The 21,658-nt window shown below is 38.2% G+C and carries 24 protein-coding genes and 1 pseudogene; 18 read left to right on the top strand and 7 right to left on the bottom strand.

Annotated elements, in window-relative coordinates:
- Positions 1-150: 150 nt before the first annotated feature.
- Positions 151-774 carry a transcriptional repressor LexA gene (lexA, locus tag ACJ9PY_RS09770; protein WP_034312948.1) on the bottom strand — a complete coding sequence of 208 codons (624 nt, stop codon included), beginning with the start codon at positions 772-774 and terminating at the stop codon, positions 151-153.
- 154 nt (positions 775-928) lie between these two features.
- Here lexA and ACJ9PY_RS09775 point away from each other — a divergent pair, with 154 nt between their 5' ends.
- The 10 genes from ACJ9PY_RS09775 to ACJ9PY_RS09820 all read left to right on the top strand — a co-directional run bounded on the left by ACJ9PY_RS09775 (position 929) and on the right by ACJ9PY_RS09820 (position 8,771).
- Positions 929-1,240 carry a LysM peptidoglycan-binding domain-containing protein gene (locus ACJ9PY_RS09775; RefSeq protein WP_034312946.1) on the top strand — a complete coding sequence of 104 codons (312 nt, stop codon included), beginning with the start codon at positions 929-931 and terminating at the stop codon, positions 1,238-1,240.
- Between the two features lie 19 nt (positions 1,241-1,259).
- Positions 1,260-1,916, top strand: a complete 657-nt coding sequence (locus ACJ9PY_RS09780; RefSeq protein WP_034312943.1) for a recombinase family protein — start codon at positions 1,260-1,262, stop codon at positions 1,914-1,916.
- Positions 1,917-1,981: 65 nt separating this feature from the next.
- A complete protein-coding gene (locus ACJ9PY_RS09785; protein WP_034312941.1) occupies positions 1,982-2,215 on the top strand; it encodes a DUF896 domain-containing protein in 234 nt (77 codons plus the stop codon).
- 229 nt (positions 2,216-2,444) lie between these two features.
- Positions 2,445-4,448 (top strand): transketolase, encoded by a 2,004-nt coding sequence (gene tkt, locus ACJ9PY_RS09790; protein ID WP_411739899.1) that lies wholly within the window; start codon positions 2,445-2,447, stop codon positions 4,446-4,448.
- A gap of 296 nt (positions 4,449-4,744) precedes the next feature.
- The gene (gene sirA / locus ACJ9PY_RS09795) at positions 4,745-5,185 is read left to right on the top strand and encodes a sporulation inhibitor of replication protein SirA (protein WP_411739900.1); all 441 of its coding nucleotides are present in this window, start codon (positions 4,745-4,747) and stop codon (positions 5,183-5,185) included.
- An 84-nt stretch (positions 5,186-5,269) separates the two neighbouring features.
- Positions 5,270-5,485, top strand: a complete 216-nt coding sequence (locus ACJ9PY_RS09800; protein WP_034312934.1) for a YneF family protein — start codon at positions 5,270-5,272, stop codon at positions 5,483-5,485.
- 817 nt (positions 5,486-6,302) lie between these two features.
- Complete coding sequence (locus ACJ9PY_RS09805) at positions 6,303-6,722, top strand: RrF2 family transcriptional regulator (RefSeq protein WP_034312932.1); 420 nt, start codon at positions 6,303-6,305, stop codon at positions 6,720-6,722.
- Positions 6,723-6,822: 100 nt separating this feature from the next.
- Positions 6,823-7,206, top strand: coding sequence for an IDEAL domain-containing protein (locus ACJ9PY_RS09810; protein WP_057276124.1), 384 nt, complete (start codon positions 6,823-6,825; stop codon positions 7,204-7,206).
- Between the two features lie 49 nt (positions 7,207-7,255).
- Entirely contained in the window at positions 7,256-7,570 is a 315-nt protein-coding gene (gene trxA / locus ACJ9PY_RS09815) for a thioredoxin (protein WP_034312928.1), read from the top strand.
- A gap of 79 nt (positions 7,571-7,649) precedes the next feature.
- Positions 7,650-8,771 carry an NADH-dependent flavin oxidoreductase gene (locus ACJ9PY_RS09820; RefSeq protein WP_264640878.1) on the top strand — a complete coding sequence of 374 codons (1,122 nt, stop codon included), beginning with the start codon at positions 7,650-7,652 and terminating at the stop codon, positions 8,769-8,771.
- Positions 8,772-9,304: 533 nt separating this feature from the next.
- Here the strand turns inward: ACJ9PY_RS09820 and ACJ9PY_RS09825 are convergent.
- From ACJ9PY_RS09825 to ACJ9PY_RS09840, 4 genes are all read right to left on the bottom strand, one after another.
- A complete protein-coding gene (locus ACJ9PY_RS09825; protein ID WP_328145171.1) occupies positions 9,305-9,700 on the bottom strand; it encodes a hypothetical protein in 396 nt (131 codons plus the stop codon).
- A gap of 91 nt (positions 9,701-9,791) precedes the next feature.
- Positions 9,792-10,124: a hypothetical protein gene (locus ACJ9PY_RS09830; protein WP_411739901.1), complete on the bottom strand. Its 333-nt coding sequence runs from the start codon at positions 10,122-10,124 to the stop codon at positions 9,792-9,794.
- Between the two features lie 490 nt (positions 10,125-10,614).
- A complete protein-coding gene (locus ACJ9PY_RS09835) occupies positions 10,615-11,013 on the bottom strand; it encodes a DoxX family protein (protein WP_095679715.1) in 399 nt (132 codons plus the stop codon).
- Between the two features lie 946 nt (positions 11,014-11,959).
- Entirely contained in the window at positions 11,960-12,133 is a 174-nt protein-coding gene (locus ACJ9PY_RS09840; RefSeq protein ID WP_072272814.1) for an aspartyl-phosphate phosphatase Spo0E family protein, read from the bottom strand.
- A gap of 246 nt (positions 12,134-12,379) precedes the next feature.
- Here ACJ9PY_RS09840 and ACJ9PY_RS09845 point away from each other — a divergent pair, with 246 nt between their 5' ends.
- From ACJ9PY_RS09845 to ACJ9PY_RS09870, 6 genes are all read left to right on the top strand, one after another.
- The gene (locus ACJ9PY_RS09845; protein WP_411739902.1) at positions 12,380-13,087 is read left to right on the top strand and encodes a cytochrome c biogenesis protein CcdA; all 708 of its coding nucleotides are present in this window, start codon (positions 12,380-12,382) and stop codon (positions 13,085-13,087) included.
- A 423-nt stretch (positions 13,088-13,510) separates the two neighbouring features.
- A complete protein-coding gene (locus tag ACJ9PY_RS09850) occupies positions 13,511-13,987 on the top strand; it encodes a CcdC family protein (RefSeq protein ID WP_034312912.1) in 477 nt (158 codons plus the stop codon).
- A 166-nt stretch (positions 13,988-14,153) separates the two neighbouring features.
- Complete coding sequence (locus ACJ9PY_RS09855; protein WP_411739903.1) at positions 14,154-15,209, top strand: YeeE/YedE thiosulfate transporter family protein; 1,056 nt, start codon at positions 14,154-14,156, stop codon at positions 15,207-15,209.
- Positions 15,210-15,250: 41 nt separating this feature from the next.
- Positions 15,251-15,478: a sulfurtransferase TusA family protein gene (locus tag ACJ9PY_RS09860; protein WP_034312908.1), complete on the top strand. Its 228-nt coding sequence runs from the start codon at positions 15,251-15,253 to the stop codon at positions 15,476-15,478.
- Between the two features lie 128 nt (positions 15,479-15,606).
- A complete protein-coding gene (locus tag ACJ9PY_RS09865; protein WP_095394913.1) occupies positions 15,607-15,912 on the top strand; it encodes a DUF3219 family protein in 306 nt (101 codons plus the stop codon).
- A gap of 80 nt (positions 15,913-15,992) precedes the next feature.
- Positions 15,993-16,421: a DUF2621 domain-containing protein gene (locus ACJ9PY_RS09870; protein ID WP_034312903.1), complete on the top strand. Its 429-nt coding sequence runs from the start codon at positions 15,993-15,995 to the stop codon at positions 16,419-16,421.
- A gap of 143 nt (positions 16,422-16,564) precedes the next feature.
- Here the strand turns inward: ACJ9PY_RS09870 and ACJ9PY_RS09875 are convergent, their stop codons facing one another.
- Both ACJ9PY_RS09875 and ACJ9PY_RS09880 read right to left on the bottom strand, forming a co-directional pair.
- The gene (locus ACJ9PY_RS09875) at positions 16,565-16,720 is read right to left on the bottom strand and encodes a transposase (RefSeq protein ID WP_098187409.1); all 156 of its coding nucleotides are present in this window, start codon (positions 16,718-16,720) and stop codon (positions 16,565-16,567) included.
- A gap of 2 nt (positions 16,721-16,722) precedes the next feature.
- Positions 16,723-16,914 (bottom strand): annotated as a pseudogene (locus tag ACJ9PY_RS09880) (IS5/IS1182 family transposase); the annotation flags it as partial.
- Between the two features lie 468 nt (positions 16,915-17,382).
- Between ACJ9PY_RS09880 and ACJ9PY_RS09885 the strand changes: the two are divergent.
- Together ACJ9PY_RS09885 and ACJ9PY_RS09890 are read left to right on the top strand one after the other, a co-directional pair.
- Entirely contained in the window at positions 17,383-18,528 is a 1,146-nt protein-coding gene (locus ACJ9PY_RS09885) for an exonuclease SbcCD subunit D (protein WP_095679709.1), read from the top strand.
- Positions 18,525-21,656 (top strand): AAA family ATPase, encoded by a 3,132-nt coding sequence (locus ACJ9PY_RS09890; RefSeq protein ID WP_411739904.1) that lies wholly within the window; start codon positions 18,525-18,527, stop codon positions 21,654-21,656. Before ACJ9PY_RS09885 ends, ACJ9PY_RS09890 begins: the two co-directional genes overlap by 4 nt.
- Positions 21,657-21,658: the final 2 nt, after the last annotated feature.

The following is a 21,658-nucleotide window of genomic DNA, read 5'->3' on the forward strand; positions in this document are numbered from 1 at the left end:
ATAGTATAACTTTCATCCCTTATAAAGGATGTATAAATTCCCATGAAACTAGATTCTATTAAAAAATATTTCAATATCTACTCTTCCATATGCATATTGAGAGAATTCTGGACATAAATTAAACAAACAAAAAAAGCGCGGGAAGCGCTTTTAGTGTATTTGTCTATATAAGCCTATTACTTTTCCAAGTATCGAAACATCTCGTAAAATAATTGGTTCCATATTTGAGTTCTCAGGCTGAAGCCTTATGTAATCCGGTTCCTTAAAGAATCGTTTTACAGTGGCTTCATCATCTTCCGTCATCGCCACGACGATATCTCCATTATTGGCACTGCTTTGTTGTTTCACGATGACATAATCTCCATCATGAATTCCTGCTTCTATCATACTTTCACCCATGATTTCCAGCATGAATACATGGTCATCATGTGGAACCATGCTTTCGGGAAGCGGAAAGTATTCTTCAATGTTCTCAATGGCCGTTATCGGCATGCCCGCTGTAACTTTTCCAAGTAACGGCACGTTAACGACATTGACTTTGGGAATATTGTTCGCTTCCTCCAAATTCATTATTTCAATGGCCCTTGGCTTGGTTGGGTCACGTCTAATAAGGCCTTTACTTTCCAGGCGGGATAAATGTCCGTGTACTGTTGAACTTGATGCAAGTCCCACTGCTTCGCCAATCTCCCGTACGGAAGGCGGATACCCTTTTTGGCGGACCTCTTCTTTAATGAAATCAAGAATATCTTGCTGCCGTTTTGATAGTTTTGTCATTTGTGCACCTCTTCCCCAATGTTCTTTGCTACATTATAGCATGGCCCCCATCTCTATACAAACATAAGTTCGAATTTGTTGTTGACTGAAACAAACGTTCGTATTATAATTTGATCATAACATACGAACGAACATTCGCTTTGGAGGGATTATCATGAAAAAATTATACAAAAATTATATTTATACGATTCTATTAGCGGGATCAGTATTCATCTTTTCAATTTTATTCTCTTGTACATTGAACAATGATCAAAAAAAGGATTTCCTTTCTATAGAAGTAAGCGAGGGTGACACCCTATGGGGAATTGCCGAAGAATATGAAGAATCAAATTTGACAAAAAAAGAATTCATTGGTTGGATAGAAGAGAATAATGGAGTCAGTGCGGATTCGATAAAGCCTGGACAAGTCATTGTCATACCGGTTAAAGGGGAAGAACTTGTCCAGAATTTGGCCAGTGAGCAGTAAGTAGTAAAGGTAGGGTATTATGAAGGCGGTAATCTATTGTAGGGTCAGCACCGAAAAAGAGTCACAGGAAACATCATTGGCAAGGCAGGAAGATGAATTAGTCAAATTGGCTGAAAAGATGGATGTGGAAGTTGTCTCCATTATAAAAGAACAGGCAAGTGGTTATGAGTTGAATCGGGATGGCATTTTTGACATGCTCGAACTATTTAAAACCAAAGAAGCTGAAGTGCTATTAATCCAGGATGAAACAAGACTGGGAAGAGGGAATGCCAAAATAGCCCTTTTCCATGTCATCCTTAAAGAAGATGTGAAAATTTATACTCTCTCACACGATGGGGAGCTGGAGTTATCGGATTCGGATGCCATGGTCATTCAGATAGTGGGCATTGTAGAAGAATATCAAAGGAAACTACATAATCTTAAAATAAAGCGCGGAATGATGAGAGCCGTTGAAAAAGGGTACCGTCCTCAAAAAAATCTTCAGAATCAAAGGAATTCCACTGGAAGGGATCGTATGGAGATTCCTATTGAAGAAATTATTAAACTGCGTGCCAATGGGTTAACATTCTCGGAAATCGCAGCCACATTAAGGGGCTTTGGATACAATGTATCTAAGGCTACTGTGAACAGGCGCTTTCTCGAACATCAAATGAATACAAAGGAAAGTAAATCATAGAACTTGTAATTTCGCTTTTTTTTTAATACCATGACAATATCCGCAGATTATGAAGGAGCGAAATTATGTTATCAAAAGAAAAAATAGCCCGTATAAATGAACTTTCTAAAAAGGCAAAGGGTGAAGGCTTGACGGAAGTTGAAGCGAAAGAGCAAACCCAATTGAGAAGTGAGTATTTGGAAACATTCAGGAAATCCATGTCCGACACGTTGGAGCATGTGAAAGTCGTGGATCCAGAGGGTAATGACGTCACTCCTCAAAAGATAAAAAATATAAAAGAAAAACGAAATTTACATTAATGCTTGGATTCTTCTGATGGAATATTCCATTTGAGGATTCTTTGGCATTTTGGAGTAAAAAGAAAGTGCATTCATGTATGTATTCTCCTATTTAGTTTAATCTAAATAGGTGACTTCTTATTCCTAGAAAATTGTAATATTGGGGCATTAAATAGTGATTTTAGTTGTGATATTATGCTTGTCACTATAATATAAAGAGGTACATTACAGGAAGGGATGTTTTTACAATATGTTAGATAAATTAGATGCACTTTCTATCAATACGATTCGTACATTATCAATTGATGCAATTGAAAAGGCTAATTCCGGCCATCCGGGTATGCCAATGGGTGCAGCGCCAATGGCGTATAAACTATGGACCGAATATATGAACCATAACCCGAAAAATCCAGAATGGTTTAATAGAGATCGCTTTGTTCTTTCAGCTGGACATGGTTCCATGCTGTTATACAGCCTTCTTCATTTATCAGGCTATGGCTTATCTATCGATGATTTGAAAAGCTTCCGTCAATGGGGCAGTAAAACTCCAGGACATCCTGAATTCGGACATACGGCTGGTGTGGATGCAACTACCGGGCCGCTTGGACAAGGTATCGCAATGGCAGTCGGAATGGCAATGGCGGAACGTCACTTGGCAGAAAGCTATAACCGCGATTCTTATAATGTGGTCGATCATTATACATATAGCATTTGTGGGGATGGAGATTTAATGGAAGGTGTTTCTGCAGAAGCCGCTTCATTAGCTGGACATCTACAACTGGGAAGACTTGTTGTTTTATATGATTCTAATGATATTTCCCTTGACGGCGACTTAAGTCAATCATTTAGTGAAAGCGTAGCAGACCGGTTCAAATCTTATGGATGGCAATATATCCGCGTTGAGGATGGCAATGATCTTCAGGAAATTGCTAAAGCGATTGAAGAAGCGAAAACCGACGAAGCACGCCCAACATTAATCGAAGTGAAAACGGTTATCGGTTACGGTTCACCAAATCGTTCAGGTAAATCTGCCGTTCACGGCGCTCCGCTGGGTGCTGATGAGCTTAAATTGACAAAAGAAGCATACAAATGGACATTCGAAAAGGACTTCCATGTACCTGAAGAAGTGTATTCACACTTCAATGAAGCTGTTGTTGATGCAGGAGCTCAAAAAGAAGAAGCTTGGAATGAATTATTTAAAAATTACAAAGAAGCACATCCTGAGTTAGCACAGCAATTAGAGCTTGCAATTAAAGGTGAACTGCCTGCTGAATGGGATCAGGAAATTCCAGTCTATGAAGAAGGTAAGACATTAGCTTCCCGTGCTTCAAGTGGGGAAGTACTGAATGCGATCGCCAAAAAGGTCCCTAGCTTCATTGGGGGTTCTGCGGATTTAGCCGGGTCTAATAATACTGCCATCAAAGGTGAGACAGATCTATTACCTGGTAATTACAGTGGCCGTAATATATGGTTCGGTGTACGTGAATTCGCTATGGGTGCTGCTTTAAATGGAATGGCACTTCATGGTGGCTTAAAAGTATATGGAGGAACATTCTTCGTATTCTCTGATTATCTACGTCCTGCCATAAGAATGGCAGCACTGATGGGACTGCCTGTTAATTATGTGTTCACCCATGACAGCATTGCTGTAGGGGAAGACGGGCCGACTCATGAGCCAATCGAACAATTAGCATCATTGCGCGCAATGCCTAACCTAGGGGTAATCCGTCCAGCTGATGGCAATGAAACGGCAGCAGCCTGGAAAGTGGCTATGGAGTCTACAAATAAACCAACTGCTCTTGTACTGACTCGTCAAGGATTGCCAACAATAAAAGGCACTTCCGAAACTGCGTATGAAGGTGTTTCAAAAGGTGCTTACATCATCTCTGCTTCTAAGAAAGAAGTAGCCGATGCATTACTTCTTGCGACTGGTTCCGAAGTGAACTTGGCTGTGGAAGCACAGGAAGCTTTAGCGAACGAAGGAATTGATGTTGCGGTAATCAGCATGCCATCATGGGACCGATTTGAAACTCAATCAAAAGAATATAAACAAAGCGTAATCAATCCGGCAGTGAAAAAACGTTTAGCTATCGAAGTGGCTTCACCGTTTGGCTGGGATCGTTATGCAGGTGATGAGGGTGAAATATTGGCCATCAATCATTTTGGAGCTTCTGCACCAGGCGGTAAAATCATGGAGGAATTCGGTTTCACTGTAGAAAATGTAGTTGCTCTTGTTAAAGAAATGCTTAAATAACAATAATGCGGAACTGACACCAACTAGATTGGTGTCAGTTTTTTTATCAAAAGAGTCCTATTTCATATTGAATGTGCTTCTATACTAAAGGAAATCTTCCATTCGACAAAAAAAGAAGAAAATTTCTCCAGCAAACAACATATCTTTTTTGTTTGTCAATATATAATGAGAATAAATAAATTTCGTTTAAATGTGTCAGTTAAAGGGGAAAGTCATCAATAGTGGAAAATAGTGGACAGGGTGCTGGTGGTTAGATGTTTCGTACCAAAATAGGGAAAGCTAGGAGGCATTGGCTGATGAGAACCTATCAAATTTATTTAATCGAAGATGAATTTGCCCATCATTATTATGGAAGAGAAAAGCTATTTTTCAATTTGTTTTTGGAATATATTCAAGCAAGGGGCAGACTAAAGAGTATTTTGCAAAAACAAATCGAATATGTCACCAAAAAAGTCCCGATTATCCAGTTGCAGTTAGCTATTGAACAACGTTTGCAAAAAAAGATGAATTATTGGACTCAAAATGGAAAATACTATTTAGAAAAAACAAACGGAACAAGTAAAGCCGTTTTAATCATTCAGAATGATTCCATTACTCTTGAAGCTGAAGGAGACTATGAAGCGGAAACGGCTTTCTTTGAAAGTATTCGAAAATATGAAGCGAGTTTTCTGGCCATTGATTTTGAACATGAAAAATACGGTTGGTTAAAACCGATAAAAGAAAGAAAATTTGTCTAAATGGGGGACTTTTCGGTAGCGGGTATTGTATAATAACCTTTGGTCTAGTACACTGATGTTAGACAACATGAAGGAGGAAATAGTATGTGGGTTTACATTCTAGTTGGCGTACTGGCATTGATTGCTGGAGTAGTGCTGGGATTTTTCATCGCTCGTAAATACATGATGGATTACTTAAAGAAAAATCCGCCAATTAACGAACAGATGTTGAAAATGATGATGATGCAAATGGGTATGAAACCATCCCAAAAGAAAATTAATCAAATGATGAGCGCCATGAATAAACAACAAACAAAATAAGATAGCATGAAACCTTGATATATCAATGTTCTTGGAAGATTGGATGCAAAATTTTATATAATATCGAAATGGATTTAGTCTGAATCCTTCTACCGATTTTATATAAAATTTTGGTTTATCTTTCATTTTTGTTTCTTAAGCCACTTTTTCTGAATGAATGATTCAGAAAAGGTGGTTTTTGTTTTGGAATGGTAAGGTAAGTCCTCCATCTATGTGAGGGTTTTTTATTTGGAAAGTAAATTCTCCAAAAAATTATACTTGTCCACACTTTCTATCAAAAGATGCATATATAGTATTAAGGAGGGTGGTTATAATGATAAATGATTTTGTAAAAAAATGTAAGGTGTGTTTTCCTATGTGTGAGCTTAAATTTGAACACAAAAGTAAATTTAAAGACAACAAATGGGAATCAAAATTCAAATTGAAATCTAAATGTAAAAAATAATAAATCTTTTCTATTAATCTTTTTATTTAAGCGCTAAACCATTAATGAGTTAGTGATTATAAAAATTGATTAAAGTAATCATCCGAGTAATCGGGTGTTTTTTATTTGAATGTTTGTAAATAGAAAAACCATTCATGAAGAAAGAATGGATTCGTTGTCAATTTAGTGTATCTATAATTAAGGGATAAATATTATCACCAAGTCTTACTTTAAGGCTCAATAACTTGGGCAATATTAAAAGCGTAAAGTGGGGATTTCACTGCAATACTAAATTGATCAAATATAATGGAGGAAGCTGTTGAGGTTTTTGAGTTGACTTTATCAACTGTAAATATTAATATTACAGTAATCTCCTTGAGGAGGATACGTAAAGTGAATAGTGATTTTACAATAGCTGTGCATAGTTTGGTCTATTTAGCTTATCTACCAGATCATATGGCAAGCAGTGAGTCCATCGCAGAAAACGTTTGTACAAACTCGGCTAGGATTCGGAAAATGATGAGCAGCTTAAGAAAAAAGGGATTTGTTAAGACTAAAGAAGGTGTGGGCGGAGGCTATATACTAGACTGTAACCCTGAAGAGGTAAGTTTGGCGGATATTTATATAGCGGTCTCACATGGAACCCTGAAACCAAAGTGGTGTACAGGCGATCCGGAGAAAAAATGTGTCATATCTTCAAATACCCAGGTAGTCATGGATCAAATATTTGATGAAGCTGAATTATATTTTGAAAAATATTTAGAAGATATAACTCTCAGCACATTTTTGGAAAAAATTAAACAATGTCCGTGATATTGATTTAGTTTTTTCTTTGCACAAAATGTATATTTTATTAATACAGTTAATAACTATAGTTTTAATATTAAATGAACATAAAAGGGGTGCTAAGGAAATGGTTGAAAACAATCTGTTCAAAAATGGGGATTGGGTACAGGGAAAATCAAGAGATGGGGAACTTATCCATGGTTTCGTTGAAAACGTAAGCGATAATCGAGAAATCGTTAAAGTGAATGTAGTTGAAAGTGACAATGAAAAAGCGGTTGGGAAATCGATTTGGATTCCGAGTAAATGGACTGAAAAACTGCCGGATCTAGAAGTCAGTAACGAAGCTCATCTTTTGGCCTTAATTGATTTGGCTTTACTTTCTAAAGATGAAACATGGTTTATGGAGTTATCCGGTAAATTGGAATCCATCAAAATCCACCCGAAAATAACTGCCCGGAAATCAGAGGTTCAAATCCCGGGAAATAGAATCGCAAAACTCGATTTTAAATAGTGTGAGTAAAGATCATTAATATTTCGGATAATACAAGGAGGAAATGATCATGACAATAGAACATGTTACAGATGATAATTTTGCTAGCGAAATCAAGGAAGGCTTAGTATTGGTTGACTTTTGGGCCCCATGGTGCGGTCCGTGTAAAATGATTGCCCCAGTTCTTAATGAAATCGATGAGGAAATGGGTAATCAGGTTAAGATCGTTAAACTTAATGTGGATGAAAATTCAGATACGACGAGCGAATATGGAGTGATGGGAATTCCAGCTCTTATTCTATTCAAAGATGGAGAAAAGGTAGATCAAGCTATTGGCTTCCAGCCAAAAGAAGCCATTTCGGCATTAATCGCAAAGTATGCATGATTATAATCATAACGCGGATGATATTTAATTAAGGACTTATACCAACCAACAGGGTGGGTAACTAATGGAGGATTACTAAATGAATTCTAAATATACACCATTATTTGAATCGTTCAATTTAGGAAAGAAATTAGAAGTGAAAAATCGATTGGTGATGGCACCTATGACAAATTTCTCTTCTAATCCTGACGGGACTGTAACCGATGCGGAAGTTAACTATTATGAACGTCGGTCAAGCGGGGTCGGCATGGTTATAACGGCATGTACTTACGTGACGGCTAATGGCAAAGGTTTTCACGGGGAATTTGGCGGAGATCAGGATGAATTGATACCTAGTCTAAGTCGTTTGGCATCAGCGATTAAAGCGAAAGGGGCAAAGGCAATTCTCCAGATCTTTCATGGCGGCCGAGAGGTTCCACCCGAATTGGTAAATGGTGATGTTGTCAGTGCAAGCAACATCCCATCGGAAGGTGAAGGGAAAGCAGTTCCACGTCCACTATCTGAAAAGGAAATAGAATCGATCATTCTCGACTTTGGTGAAACCACCAGACGTGCCATTGAAGCGGGATTTGACGGTGTCGAGATTCACGGTGCAAATGGTTACTTGCTACAGCAATTCTTTTCGCCGCATTCGAACCGTCGTGAAGACAAGTGGGGCGGTTCTCTTGAAAAGCGTCTGACTTTTCCATTAGCGGTTGTGGATGAAGTAAAAAAGGCGGTTGCCAACCATGCCAAGGATCCGTTCATCGTAGGTTACCGTTTTTCACCGGAAGAACCGGAAACACCAGGAATCACAATGGATGATACACTTGCATTAATTGATGGGCTTGTAACAAAGGATCTGGATTATCTTCATGTTTCATTAATGGATTTCTGGTCGAAAGCAAGACGGGGAACCGACGTTGACCGACCTCGGATAGAGATCATTAAAGAACGTATCGGAGATCAAGTTCCATTAATTGGTGTTGGTTCCATCTATACAGCAGATGATGCGATCAAAGCACTGCAATCGGGGGTTCCGTTAATTGCATTAGGGCGTGAAATCATAATTGATCCTGAATGGGTACAAAAAGTGGAACAAGGCAGAGAAGCTGAAATCGTGACCAAAATAAACAAAGAAAATCAGCAGCAACTTGATATTCCAGACCCATTATGGCAAGCGATCATCCACTCTCCAGGATGGTTTCCGGGGATTGAATAAAAGTTCTTAAAAGTACTGATTTGGTTATATAACCCGGTTAAGAAACACATATAAAAGTGTTCTTATCCGGGTTTTTATGTATGGAAAAGTCATTTATATGAATGAGAATCTAAATAGTGATTTTAAATTGAGTCCGAATGAATAACTGAGCATTCTATTTCTAAGCTGATTCGGAAATAAAACAGGGGAAAGTTTAGAATTTTTATTGACTAGCACTTAAGCCTCACCGGCAGATACATTCGGAAATTTTGGGCTTTCTTTACGGAACGCGTGGAAAAGGTAGGAAGGACGCTAGTTAACACCAGAAGAGCAACCATTAATTAATGGTTGCTCTTCTGGTGTTATCTTCTTTTTAACAGAATAGCTAATATTAAAGATATTTGCAGAGAAATGATAAGTAAAAGAGACAATATAAAATGTTCATCTAAAGATGCATCATAGCTAAAGATAAAAAATAAAATCACTGATATTATTAGAATGAAAATGAAATTAATAATAATTTGCCTCATGGTCTCCCCCATTCTAACAACAGATCAATAAGACAGCGTCAATGCATATGACCTTGTATCTGTAGCTGTTGTTGGTGTAATAGATAAACCGGCCGGATAAACTGAAACAGAAGGTGTACCAGCAATTCTTCTATGACCATACGTTATTTTAATGTTTATTTTACCATTTTTGGATGTGGGAACATATACATATTGTCCAATATAACCTTTATGCTTGGTTTTACTAGTAGAAGCCCTTATATCATATGAACCAGCCACTCCAGCACTTGGTTCCCAATTACTTGGAGAATACTTGATTGCATAATCAATCCAACGTCCATTTCCTTGTTGATCTTGAGAATATCTGTGCTGGTGTTGTTTTACTTTCCCTCCACTAGTTGGCAGGTACAGCCCTGAACCTGAAGGGAAACCAATCGTCATTTTATCAATTAACGTATATGAAGGTGTTTTTAGCCATTGAAAGTTACCGTATATATAAAATTTATCTTCTTTTGAACGATCACTTTTTACTTTATATACAGTTCCCCCCCATTTTTAAAGTTGTTGCAGCAATTGATGCAAAAGTGCTGATTTGCCCTGGTTTAGTAACTTCTAAATCATATATAACCATAAATTCCGATCCAGAATCTATAACTTTAGCCTCCTCTTCAATTAATCGTCTTGAAACTTCAACAGGTAAATCCTCGGATTCTTCTTGAGTATTGCCGACTTCATTTACAAGATAATTCAACTCTTCTGGTGTCAGCCTTTCTTTGCTAACGCTTGTACCATTTTCCTCGGCAAATCCTGTTGCAGAAAGACTAAAAGAAAATAAAAATACTGTCACAAAAGATAAAAGCCTCATTTATTTTTCCCCCTTTTTCTTTTTATTATGGATTTTCCTTTTTTCAAGCGTTAAAAATATAAATCAAAAAAACATGAGGTAATGATCATTCTCGTTATTACTGTACTCTATTATTTTTGAATGTGAGTTTTAGTTTTTAGACATGATATTTCAAATTAGGAACTATTGTTTTCAATCCAAGATTTTCTTTTGTAGGAACATAAAGAATAGGATTCGATGGTACTCTATAATTTAATGGCATTATTCCAACTCCTTTGTGAAAATTACTGTATAAGAGTGATGCTTAGGGAGTTTGCATTTTAATATTGAAACCATTTAATTTAAATATGGGACAACCTATGTAAGCTATACTCGAAGTAACTATCACTTAGTTATAAGCTTTGATAACCACTAGAAAAATTTCTTAATAATGGGGAAAAAGTAAAAACACGGAGTGGCTATAGCCAACTCCGTGTTTTTCATAATATAGGATTATAAAACCCAAGCTTCCTTAAAATAGAAAGGAATCAAGAGAGTATGGGCCAGCTCCGGTTAGCGCAACGCCAATCGCCACTGCAAGAATGGCAAGATTATATTCATAACCGTTTTGAGTTGCCCAGTAGCCATTTGCTCCATGGACTTTAACGATCGCAACGAGCATTGTAAGTGCAATTAATATACCTGCAAAGGGTGTAAGGAGACCTAAAGCAAATAACGCTCCGCCTATAAGTTCAGATAGACCGGCAAATAGGGCCATGGTAATTCCTGGCTTCATCCCAATTGAATCAAACCAGCCTCCTGTACCTTTCAAGCCGTGACCGCCAAACCACCCAAATAATTTTTGAGCTCCATGTCCAACAAACGATAACCCTATTACTAAGCGTATAACTAATAAACCAATACCAATCATTTATGATTCCTCCTAGAGTTTATTTTGAATTTAGATATCTTTAATTCGAGATTTATGTTTAAAAAAATACACTGATATTATCTCGAGTTAATTTATCTTTAATTAAAGATAATATTTTTTGATCGATTTGTCAAACACAATTTTTATCATGTAAATTTAAAATGATTGCTTTAGAAAAAGAAACGAGGATAGGTGAGGTTTCCTGGTTGAATTTGAAAATAAATATATTTAGGTAGAAAAAAGTATTCCTTTTATTTGTAAGGGATATCTCTTAAACGAATGCCTCCTGCTACATACATCTTACATATAATTTCACACTGTTACTCGTGAATTTAGCTGATTTACTCATAAATTTTGCGTTTATCGAAGATTTAGCTGTTTTTACTCGTAAATTTAGCTGTTGCCCTCGTAAATATTGCGTTTACTCGTGAATTTACACGATTTACTCGTAAATTCGCTCTATTTACTCGTGAGTTTAGCTGATTTACTCGTGAATTCCGCGCATTTACTCGTGATCAATATATATGGAAATCAATTGAGGCCGCCGACTTGGAAATACAGTTAAGAAATTGATTAAGAACCGGCGGCCATTACTTAAGGTGTTTAGATAATCGAAAATACTCATATGTGTTGTGTAGGGTGCTGCAACGAGGATTAAATAACGTATCACACTGGGGTAGGAAGTGGTCCGGACGGTACTTCCGTCTTTGCTGAATCTTCTGCTGTTCTGTTGTGACAAACTATGCTTCGACATTCCGATGCAAAAAGATTCTTATGCATTATTTTAAATGGAAAAACAGGCAATGCCCATGGCGGTTGCCTGTTTTCTTATATTGCAAAGGTCATGCCTAAGTATCCTAATTGAGAAAGAAGGTAAAAAGGGGAGATTGACAGCAAAATAAATCATATAATAACTTATGTGGTTATCAATGGGAGATGTACTGGATTAAAAATTTGTACCGGTTTTATAAAAAAGTTCATTATATTTATTTAGTAACTGATCAAGTTGCTGGCTATATTCAACGGCAACATGAGAGTTTAAACCATCTTTAGCGACAATTTTGATAAGTTCATTTCTCTTTATTTCAATCTGTTCGAGAAATTCATTCTTTTTAGCCATTATATTTCCTTTCTGGCCCCAACATTTATTTCAAGGTACCCTTAATTTATGTGTTCGTTGTAAAATCTGTATGAATATAACAATTATATCGGCTTGGACTAATGAATTCAAATAAGTTAACTTAGCCTGTCGCCCATCCAGTTATAAGCTATTGGTTGTCATGAAATATTCACAGTTCCATAAATGTATTTTTTTATCTTATTTGTTACAATGTTTATAGGTTGACATACATAGGAGTGAGCTTATTTGAATGATATTAATATGTTTTTAGCTTTTGGGGCGGGATTCCTGAGTTTTATTTCGCCTTGCTGCTTACCGCTATATCCGGCCTTTTTATCTTATATCACTGGTATGAGTGTAGGTGAAATCAAATCCGAGAACGTCATGCTCCAAAGAAGAAGCATGCTGCATACTTTATTCTTCCTTCTTGGGTTTTCCCTGGTTTTTATTGCAATTGGTTTTAGCACTTCATACTTAGGTTCCTTTTTCTCGGATTACAAAGAATTAATTCGTCAGATTGGTGCTATCCTGATTATCATTTTTGGTTTATTCATTGTAGGAATCTTTCAGCCGAAATCTTTGATGAAAGACAGTCGTTTTGAATTCAAGAATCGACCTAGCGGATATATAGGTTCCATTCTTATCGGACTGGCCTTCGCCGCTGGATGGACTCCTTGTGCAGGTCCGCTGTTAGGTGCTGTCATTTCATTGGGGGCAACGAATCCAAGTGCTGCCATGAGCTATATGACTGCCTATATTTTAGGATTTGCCATCCCGTTCTTCATATTATCCTTCTTTGTCGGAAAGTTGAAATGGATCAAAAAGTACAGCCAATACATCATGAAGATTGGCGGATATTTAATGATTATAATGGGTGTGGTTTTATTTTTTGATTGGATGACCAAAATAATTGCAGTCCTGTCTAGACTATTCGGTGGCTTTACAGGTTTTTAGTCCATAATAAGTTAATTTTTCAATATTATTCTAATTGAGGCCAGCTATTAGGTCTTATGGTGCCCATTTCGTTGATTTTGGGTATAAGGTCAGTCACTAAGTGGTTGATGAAGGCGGGATTGGGCGGTAAGCAATGAATATTATATAGAAATTAAATCCTGATTTAAGAAATTAAGAAGGAACTTCAGGCAGCGATGTTCATAATGCAAAAATGGTTGACGAAGTCTATAGAAGCCGGGACCAAGGTTTTATCGACAAGCCTTTTGTCGAGCCGGAATTGGAAGCATCATCAATAGCGGGCTTAATTAATAAACACCTCCTTGTTTATCTTAAATAGGTACTATATACTTTGTTTATAAATTGAAGTCATATATAATTTTTAATGGTACTTACCTATTATTAGTTAAAAGGGATGGTTAAGAGATGATATATATATCAACAGGTATAGCGATTGTGATGGCTATAGGTGTTTTCATATTACGGATGAAGGAAACGAAAAAACCAGTGAATGAAAAGAAAATCATTTTACCGCCGCTGTTTATGAGTACCGGTGCCTTGATGTTTATTTTCCCGATGTTCAGGGTCACTCGATACGAATTGTTGGAGGCTCTTGTTGCAGGAATGCTATTTTCCATCTTATTGATCAAAACATCTAAATTTGAAGTTAGAGATGAAAAAATTTATATTCTGCGCTCTAAAGCGTTCATATTCATATTGATTGGTCTCATGGTGATTCGACTGGTGGCAAAGCTGATGCTTGGAAGCACGATTGAAATCGGTGTATTGAGCGGAATGTTTTTCTTACTTGCTTTTGCGATGATCGTTCCGTGGAGAATTGCCATGCTTTACCAATATAAGAAAGTTAAAGCAGCCAGTTTCGGCGGAGGCAGTATGGTTTGATATCAAAGGAATAATCTACAAAACCTGAGTCGTTATTCATGATGACTCGGGTTTTTCATTTGCATGGGAACTTCATTAGAAAAAAATCAATCCAAAAACCTAGTAATTTCATCCGAATTATATTATATTAGTATTATTATTATTTTACTTAAGGAGGAAACGGTACATGTTACAAATGATTGTGTTAGGGATTATTTGTGGTTTACTGCTGGGATTTGTGCTTCAAAGAGGCCGTTTCTGTGTTGTTGGTGCATATCGTGATTTGATTTTAGCTAAAGATGGACGGATGTTTTTGGCTACATTTGTTGTTATAGCGATACAAAGTATTGGTGTTTATGCATTGAATGATACAGGGGTCATTCAGTTTGGAAATGATGGTTTTCCATGGCTGGGAACCATTGTGGGTGGCTTTATTTTTGGTATTGGTATGGTTCTGGCAGGAGGTTGCGCGACTGGAACATGGTATCGTGCCGGAGAGGGCATGATCGGAAGTTGGGTTGCTCTTTTTGGATATATGCTAGGGGCAGCAATGACGAAATATGGTGTATGGAAAGTGGCAGGGGATAATCTGTTATCTTATCGTACAAATAATACGTATATTCATGAAACGTTAAATGTTTCGCCTTGGGTTCTTGTTATTATTTTGACACTCTTGGTTGGCATATTGGTGATTCGTGAATTGAGAAAACCGAAACTTCCAATCTTTAAAATGAAACCGAAAAAAACCGGAGTGGCCCACATCTTATTCGAGAAACGCTGGCATCCTTTTGTGACAGCATTATTGGTCGGCCTTATTGCAATCATGGCTTGGCCGCTGAGTGCAATGACAGGGAGGATGTTCGGACTTGGAATTACAGCGCCTTCCGCGAATATTTTAACTTTCCTTATCACCGGAGATGATGCGTTAATCGATTGGGGGACGTTTTTAGTAGTAGGCATTTTCCTAGGTTCTTTCATCGCTGCCAAAGGGAGCGGGGAATTCCGTTGGCGTTTGCCTGATATGAAAACGTTACGTAATAATGCAATTGGCGGTGTAACCATGGGATTCGGTGCAAGTGTTGCCGGGGGATGCACAATCGGAAATGGCCTGGTGAATTCGGCGTTATTTGCTTGGCAAGGTTGGATTGCGATTATCTTTTTCCTTCTGGGTACATGGGTAGCAACATATTTCACGATCATCCGTAAGCAAAAGCAGGCAGCCGCCGCATCCAAAGCGGCTTAAGATACGAGTCAAAAATTTTTTAATCAAGGAGTGGAATATAAATGGCAAAAGTATTGGAAACGACTGGAATGGTATGTCCATTCCCTTTAGTGGAAGCAAAAGAAGCGATCGCGGACATGGCAAAAGGTGAGGAATTGATCATTAATTTCGATTGCACACAAGCAACGGAGAGCATTCCGCGTTGGGCTGCTACAGAAGGTCATGAAATCACCGAGTTCGAGCAAATCGATGACGCTAAATGGCGTATAATCGTTAAAAAGGGAAAGTAAATTGATTTGAAGAAAACGTGCTCAAGTTTCCTGTGCACGTTTTTTCATTTTTTCAAGGTTGAATAATTGGCGCTGAGAGTTTCTAGTGATAACATGTCTTTAACCACTTTATTAAGGAGATGTTGATAATGGTTGACGAGGTCATTTTAAACGATGTTCCGCTGCAAGTTACGGATTTTCTTTTTGAAACTGTAAAGGATTCTGAAGGTAAGGAAATCAGAAAAGTCAGTTTCAATTTCAAGGTCACACATAGTGAATATCATGATATTACTACACTTCTTTATCAGATGGTTTTTGATTTAAAGATTCCACAGTCAAACGAGGAGTTTCGTGCAGAGATTTTTAACTATGCAACTTCGGTCACGAATCTATATGAAGAAAATGCGGTAGGGGATTTTTCACTCGTCTTGCTGGAAGTGAACGGTCAAGAATGATTGCATTGCCAGTCTTGTAAAGATATGGGTTACTGTCTATAATAATAGTGACGATCATTCTATACATATGAGGTGGTACTTTGCTTAGCGGATGGTTTTTATGGTTCATTCTATTTTGGGTAGCCCTTTTAATTATATTGATGAGCATAGGTGGCTTTTTCATGTTTCGAAAGTTCCTGAAAAGATTTCCAAAAGAAGATGGGAAATCCGATATGGATTGGGAAGAATACTATTTGGATCAAACAAAGCACTTATGGTCAAAGCAGCAAAAGGAATTACTGGAAGATTTAGTGAGCCCTGTGCCAGAACTTTTTCGTGATGTTGCACGTCATAAGATTGCGGGAAAAATCGGGGAGTTGGCGCTAAAGGAAAAAGCGGGCGATATTACCGAAGATTTAGTGATACGCGGCTATATCATTGCCACACCAAAGCGGGACCATAAATTTTTGCAAAAAAAATTAGCTGAAAGAAAGGTGAATATGGGTCCATATGAACATTTATTCAGCTAATGATGAAAAAAGCAGACTCATTTGGAGTCTGCTTCAGTTTGTAGACAAAAGGGGTTCAGAATAAAAAATTTCGAACCCCTTTTAAAATTCCCTTTGAAATTTTGACCAAAGGTTAAGAGATTTGGGATCTTCGAGCCACTAGGTTATGCTATTTTAGGACCTTGCCATGTCCACATGGCCATCTTCTTTAAATTAATGGCAGTGAAAGTAAGCATCGCTTTCATCGACAATTTTTTAATTCCCCTTAAAGTAGTCCAACGCATACCTTGCTTTTCTTTTGCATCCCCGAATACACACATAATCGTCGTATGGAACGAATAGCGAAGGTATATTGAATGAATGTCAGTTTAACTAAAATAACTGGATCATTACTTCGGCGTCCTACCTCTGAATACATATCTTTCACCAAGTCATAAATGAAAGTGAAGTCAATGGAAGCCTCCATTTTACGAATCAAATGGTTCGGTGGCACCAGTTGATTAAAAGTAATCATTTCACGTTATTCTCGTTGAATAGAATGATGTTTCGAAAGCATCCTCATCACCTCAAGTTTTAATAGATTTATTTTAAAACAAAAAAGACTGTAGGCAAAAGGAGTTCTATCCAAATTTTTAAACATAGTTGATTGGAACGGGTGTGCGAGACTCCTGCGGGAATAGAGAGTCTAAGGGAGACCCCACAGGCGCGAGTGCGCCGAGGGCGGACCGTCCGCGGAAAGCGAGTGCCTACGTTCCAATCAACGTCAAAATTTGTACAAGCAAAAAAAATGTAGACAAACTCGATTTTCATTGAGTTTGTCTACATTCAGAAGCAGACTCATTTGGAGTCTGCTTTTTTCATTATGTATCATGCAAAAGAATGGAGCTGTGTGGTAAAAATTAGAACGTTTGTACCCAAACCATGCTATTCGTTAAATTTTTGATATAATAATAGTAAGTAAAATTTAGGACGGAGTGAAACTATGAAATTTATCCATACGGCTGATTGGCATTTAGGTAAAATCGTTCACGGGGTACATATGACAGATGACCAAAGGCATGCGCTCTTGCAATTCATAGAAATTGTCGAAGAGGAAAAACCGGATGCGGTTGTGATTGCCGGTGATTTATATGATCGTTCCGTTCCGCCGACTGAAGCGGTGGAGCTTCTTGATGAAATCCTTTATACGATTAATGTGAAAATGAATACTCCGATCGTTGCGATATCGGGAAATCATGATTCTGCGGAAAGACTCGCATTCGGTTCATCATGGTATCGTCATAGCCAGTTATACATTCATGGGAAATTGACAAAAACATGTGAGCCGGTTCGCATCAAGGGCGTGAACTTTTATTGTGTTCCTTATGCAGAACCTGGGACGGTCCGCCATCTTTTTGAAGATGATAGTATCCATTCCCATCAAGAGGCAATGAAGCGGATAACCGGAACGATAGCCGAGAATTTCAATAGTGATGAGCCGAATGTCTTTGTAGGACATGCTTTTGTATTAGGCGGAAAAACGAGCGATTCGGAAAGGGTCTTGTCGGTAGGTGGTTCTGGCTGTGTCTCATCCGACTTATTCGATGCATTCGATTATACGGCACTTGGGCATTTACATAGCCCAGACGCGATACGTCATCCTAAGGTGTTTTACTCTGGATCACTATTAAAATATTCTTTTTCCGAGGCCAAGCAGAATAAATCGCTTTCCATCGTCGATATGCAAGAAGATGGAAGCTTTGATATTCGTTATCGTTCTTTGGCACCCAAGTTCGATATGAGGGAAATATCCGGGGTTATGGAAGAGTTGCTTGATCCCGCTTTCTATCAATCGCAAAAAAGGGATGACTATTTGAAAATAACACTAAATGATGAGGGGGCACTCATCGATCCTATTAACCGCTTGCGTCAGATTTATCCGAACGTACTTCATCTGGAGCGAAAGTGGGATTTGACCGACCTTAGGAGGAAAAATTCCTTCACTTCTGTAAAAGATGAACGGAAATCAGAATTGGACCTGTTTGAAACGTTTTATCAAGAAATGACAGATAGGGACTTTGATTCACAAAAGCAGGATTTGATGGTTTCGGTAATTGAAGCTGTTAAGAAAGAGGAGGCTTTGAAATGAGACCGGATATTTTAACGATGCAGGCATTCGGACCATATGCAGGAAGGGAAACCATTGACTTTAATTCCCTTGGGGAACGGACCATGTTTGTCATCTCTGGAAAGACAGGCGCAGGGAAAACAACGATATTTGATGGGATTAGTTTTGCGATATATGGAAAAGCCAGCGGTGAAGATCGGAGCGGGCAAGATTTACGAAGTCAGTTTGCCGAAGATGATCTGTTGACTGAAGTATCATTACAATTTATCCTGCGTGGAAAAACGTATTTGGTGACCCGGTCGCCACAGCAGGAACGGAAGAAAAAAGCAGGTGAAGGAACAATTACGGTTGGAGCAAAGGCTGAATTATATGAGGTATTGCCTGAAGGAAAAAAATTGCTGGGTGCGAATGTAAGGGAAGTTGAAGAAAAAATTAAAGTACTCATTGGACTTGATGCGAACCAATTCCGGCAAATCCTGATGATTCCACAAAATGAATTCCGAAAACTGTTAACTTCCGACAGCAAGGATAAAGAACAGATTCTCCAGAAATTATTTCATACTGAACTTTATAAACGAATAGAAGAAAAATTAAAAGAAGAGGCTTCCATCCTAAGAAAGCAAAGCGAAAAAAGTGCTCAGCGGCGAATTGAATTGATGAAAGGCATCCATCCTGGAAATCATGAAGAGCTGCAGGCGCAATTGCAAGGGGAAGAGCCTAATGAACAGCAGGTTTTACCGTTGTTACAGGAAGTCATTTTGCAAGCAACAGAAAAAAATGAATATATAAATAACCAAATACAGGAAAAGCAAAAAGCTCGTGATCAAGTAAATCAAGAGCTTTCAAAAGCTGTCGATTTATTAAATCGATTTTCGGAAAAAGAAAAACTTCGAAAAGAAAAAGAGGCCCTTGAAGCAAAGCTGCCAGAAATGGAACAAGTGAAAGTCCAAATGAAAATGGCACACAAAGCGGCTTCACTTGAAAAGCAGGAACAATACTATTTGCGAATTGGCAAACAAGTGCAAGATGCGAATGCCGAACTTCAAAAGTTAAGCGAGCAGTCCGAGAAGTTACGAACTGAGCGCATTGAGAAGCAGGATTGCTATGATAAGGAAATGTTGAAGGAAAATGAAAGAGAGCGGGCAGTCCGAGCTGTTCATCAGCTTGAGCAGGTAAAAGAGGCTGTCATGACTTTTGCAAGCTTAAAAGCACAGGTTACCTTAGATGAAAAAGAGTGGCAAACTTGTAAACGACTTCGTGAAAAAACTGTTTCGGAACATTTGTCGGTCGAAGCGGAAGCTGAGAAAGTCGCTCAAGAAAAAACAGAAGCGGAAAAAGCGGCTGTTCTTTATCGTGATCAGGAAATTGAAGCAGAAAGAAATCATTCAGCTTTATCGAAAATTAAAAAGCTTCAAGAAGTTCTTTATGAAATCCAGAATACGAAACGAGTGCTGGATGAAAAGAATAATCGGTTCCAGGAGTTACAAAGAATACAAATTCAGGAGAAGGAAAAACTGGAAACCCTGAACAGAAACTGGCGATCAGGCCAAGCGGGTATGCTTGCTTCCATGCTGCACTCTGGAGAAAATTGTCCTGTGTGCGGTTCACAAAGTCATCCAAAACCAGCACAGATGCATGAGCATATGCCGACGGATTTTGAACTGAAAGAGCAAGAAAACAAGCTGAAAACGGCGGAACAACAAAAAAGCCAAGCTGAAAGTGAATATTATCAAGCGAAATCCAAATATGACGCACTGTTAGAGTCTTCACAAGAGAAGCTAAGTGACTTACAAAATGACATGCCGGAGTTTAAGTTTGAGGATATTGAAGAGCATTTGACACAGTTTGTACAAAAAGGAAAAGTGCTGCAAGAACAGCTAAAAGAATTGATGCGGAAAAAGTCAGTATTAAATGATCTGGAAAAAAGGTTGCTGGATTTAAAAGAGAAAGCATCCGAGCTAAAGGAAAATCTGATCTCTTTAGAGAGAAAAGAGGACCAAGAAAAAACCAGGTATATTGAAAACTCTACAAAACTAACAGGATTAACCGATTCCCTGCCAGACGGAATACGGACAGAGGAAGAATATAATGCAGCTTATCTAATGGCTGTAAATACGCAGCAACGCTTACAATCGGCCTTGGAAGATGCACAAAAAAACCTTCAACTGGTGAAGGAAAGAGAATCGGCCATCAGTGCGAAAAAAGAATCCCTAAGTGGAAATATCGAGGCTTTAAATACAGAATTGAAAGAGGAGCGGGAAAAGTTAATTGCGGATATGACCAATCAAGGTTTTTCCAATTATAAAGAATATACGGCAGCAAAAATATCGGAAGCAGCTCTTGGAAACTTGGAGGACCAAGTTCAGCAGTATAATCAAAATTGGCAAAGTGTTTTAAGTCTGTTTCATGATTTGGAAATGAAATTAAAAGATGTGACCAAACCGGATCTTGAAGGATTGAAAAAGACCTTCGATTTCATAGATGAAGAATTGGAGTCGTTACGCCAAAAACAGAATGAGTTGCAGGCTGAAAAACGGACTAACGAAGAAATTCAAAGGAAATTGGCGCAAATTAGGGAAGAACAGAAAAGTTTGGATGAAAGGTACAGTATCGTCGGTCATCTGTCTGAGATTTCCAAAGGTCAAAACTCCTTCAAAATAACTTTTGAACGTTATGTACTGGCAGCCTTTTTAGATGATATCTTAAAAGAAGCCAATTCAAGGCTGCTGAAAATGACAAGCGGAAGATATCAGTTATTGCGAAAGCTTGATCCTACACGAAGGAATATCCAGAGCGGTCTGGAGTTATCTGTGTATGATCAATATACAGGACAAGAGAGGCATGTCAAAACCCTTTCGGGAGGAGAGAGCTTTAAGGCTTCCCTTGCACTTGCCTTGGGTCTTGCGGATGTTGTCCAGCAGAATGCTGGCGGAATTTCACTTGAAACGATGTTCATCGATGAAGGTTTCGGTACGCTCGACCCTGAATCTCTTGATCATGCAATTGAAGCATTAATGGATATACAAAGCACTGGGAGATTGGTCGGGATAATATCCCATGTCCCGGAATTGAAAGAAAGAATCGATGCACAGCTTCAAGTCATTTCGACACAAAAAGGAAGTCGGACGTCCTTTTATTTTGCTGGTTAATC

Origin of the sequence: Peribacillus sp. S4 (assembly GCF_046715815.1) — a bacterium.
Lineage (GTDB): Bacteria > Bacillota > Bacilli > Bacillales > DSM-1321 > Peribacillus > Peribacillus frigoritolerans.

Coding starts and splice junctions, on each gene's coding strand:
- ACJ9PY_RS09830 (WP_411739901.1), bottom strand. CDS start 10,124: ATGAGGCTTTTATCTTTTGTGACAGTATTTTTATTTTCTTTTAGTCTT.
- lexA (WP_034312948.1), bottom strand. CDS start 774: ATGACAAAACTATCAAAACGGCAGCAAGATATTCTTGATTTCATTAAA.
- trxA (WP_034312928.1), top strand. CDS start 7,256: ATGACAATAGAACATGTTACAGATGATAATTTTGCTAGCGAAATCAAG.
- ACJ9PY_RS09800 (WP_034312934.1), top strand. CDS start 5,270: ATGTGGGTTTACATTCTAGTTGGCGTACTGGCATTGATTGCTGGAGTA.
- ACJ9PY_RS09865 (WP_095394913.1), top strand. CDS start 15,607: ATGGTTGACGAGGTCATTTTAAACGATGTTCCGCTGCAAGTTACGGAT.
- ACJ9PY_RS09820 (WP_264640878.1), top strand. CDS start 7,650: ATGAATTCTAAATATACACCATTATTTGAATCGTTCAATTTAGGAAAG.
- ACJ9PY_RS09835 (WP_095679715.1), bottom strand. CDS start 11,013: ATGATTGGTATTGGTTTATTAGTTATACGCTTAGTAATAGGGTTATCG.
- ACJ9PY_RS09855 (WP_411739903.1), top strand. CDS start 14,154: ATGTTACAAATGATTGTGTTAGGGATTATTTGTGGTTTACTGCTGGGA.
- ACJ9PY_RS09775 (WP_034312946.1), top strand. CDS start 929: ATGAAAAAATTATACAAAAATTATATTTATACGATTCTATTAGCGGGA.
- ACJ9PY_RS09850 (WP_034312912.1), top strand. CDS start 13,511: ATGATATATATATCAACAGGTATAGCGATTGTGATGGCTATAGGTGTT.
- ACJ9PY_RS09875 (WP_098187409.1), bottom strand. CDS start 16,720: ATGTGTGTATTCGGGGATGCAAAAGAAAAGCAAGGTATGCGTTGGACT.
- ACJ9PY_RS09840 (WP_072272814.1), bottom strand. CDS start 12,133: ATGGCTAAAAAGAATGAATTTCTCGAACAGATTGAAATAAAGAGAAAT.
- ACJ9PY_RS09890 (WP_411739904.1), top strand. CDS start 18,525: ATGAGACCGGATATTTTAACGATGCAGGCATTCGGACCATATGCAGGA.
- ACJ9PY_RS09785 (WP_034312941.1), top strand. CDS start 1,982: ATGTTATCAAAAGAAAAAATAGCCCGTATAAATGAACTTTCTAAAAAG.
- tkt (WP_411739899.1), top strand. CDS start 2,445: ATGTTAGATAAATTAGATGCACTTTCTATCAATACGATTCGTACATTA.
- ACJ9PY_RS09780 (WP_034312943.1), top strand. CDS start 1,260: ATGAAGGCGGTAATCTATTGTAGGGTCAGCACCGAAAAAGAGTCACAG.
- ACJ9PY_RS09810 (WP_057276124.1), top strand. CDS start 6,823: ATGGTTGAAAACAATCTGTTCAAAAATGGGGATTGGGTACAGGGAAAA.
- ACJ9PY_RS09825 (WP_328145171.1), bottom strand. CDS start 9,700: ATGACGATTGGTTTCCCTTCAGGTTCAGGGCTGTACCTGCCAACTAGT.
- sirA (WP_411739900.1), top strand. CDS start 4,745: ATGAGAACCTATCAAATTTATTTAATCGAAGATGAATTTGCCCATCAT.
- ACJ9PY_RS09885 (WP_095679709.1), top strand. CDS start 17,383: ATGAAATTTATCCATACGGCTGATTGGCATTTAGGTAAAATCGTTCAC.
- ACJ9PY_RS09860 (WP_034312908.1), top strand. CDS start 15,251: ATGGCAAAAGTATTGGAAACGACTGGAATGGTATGTCCATTCCCTTTA.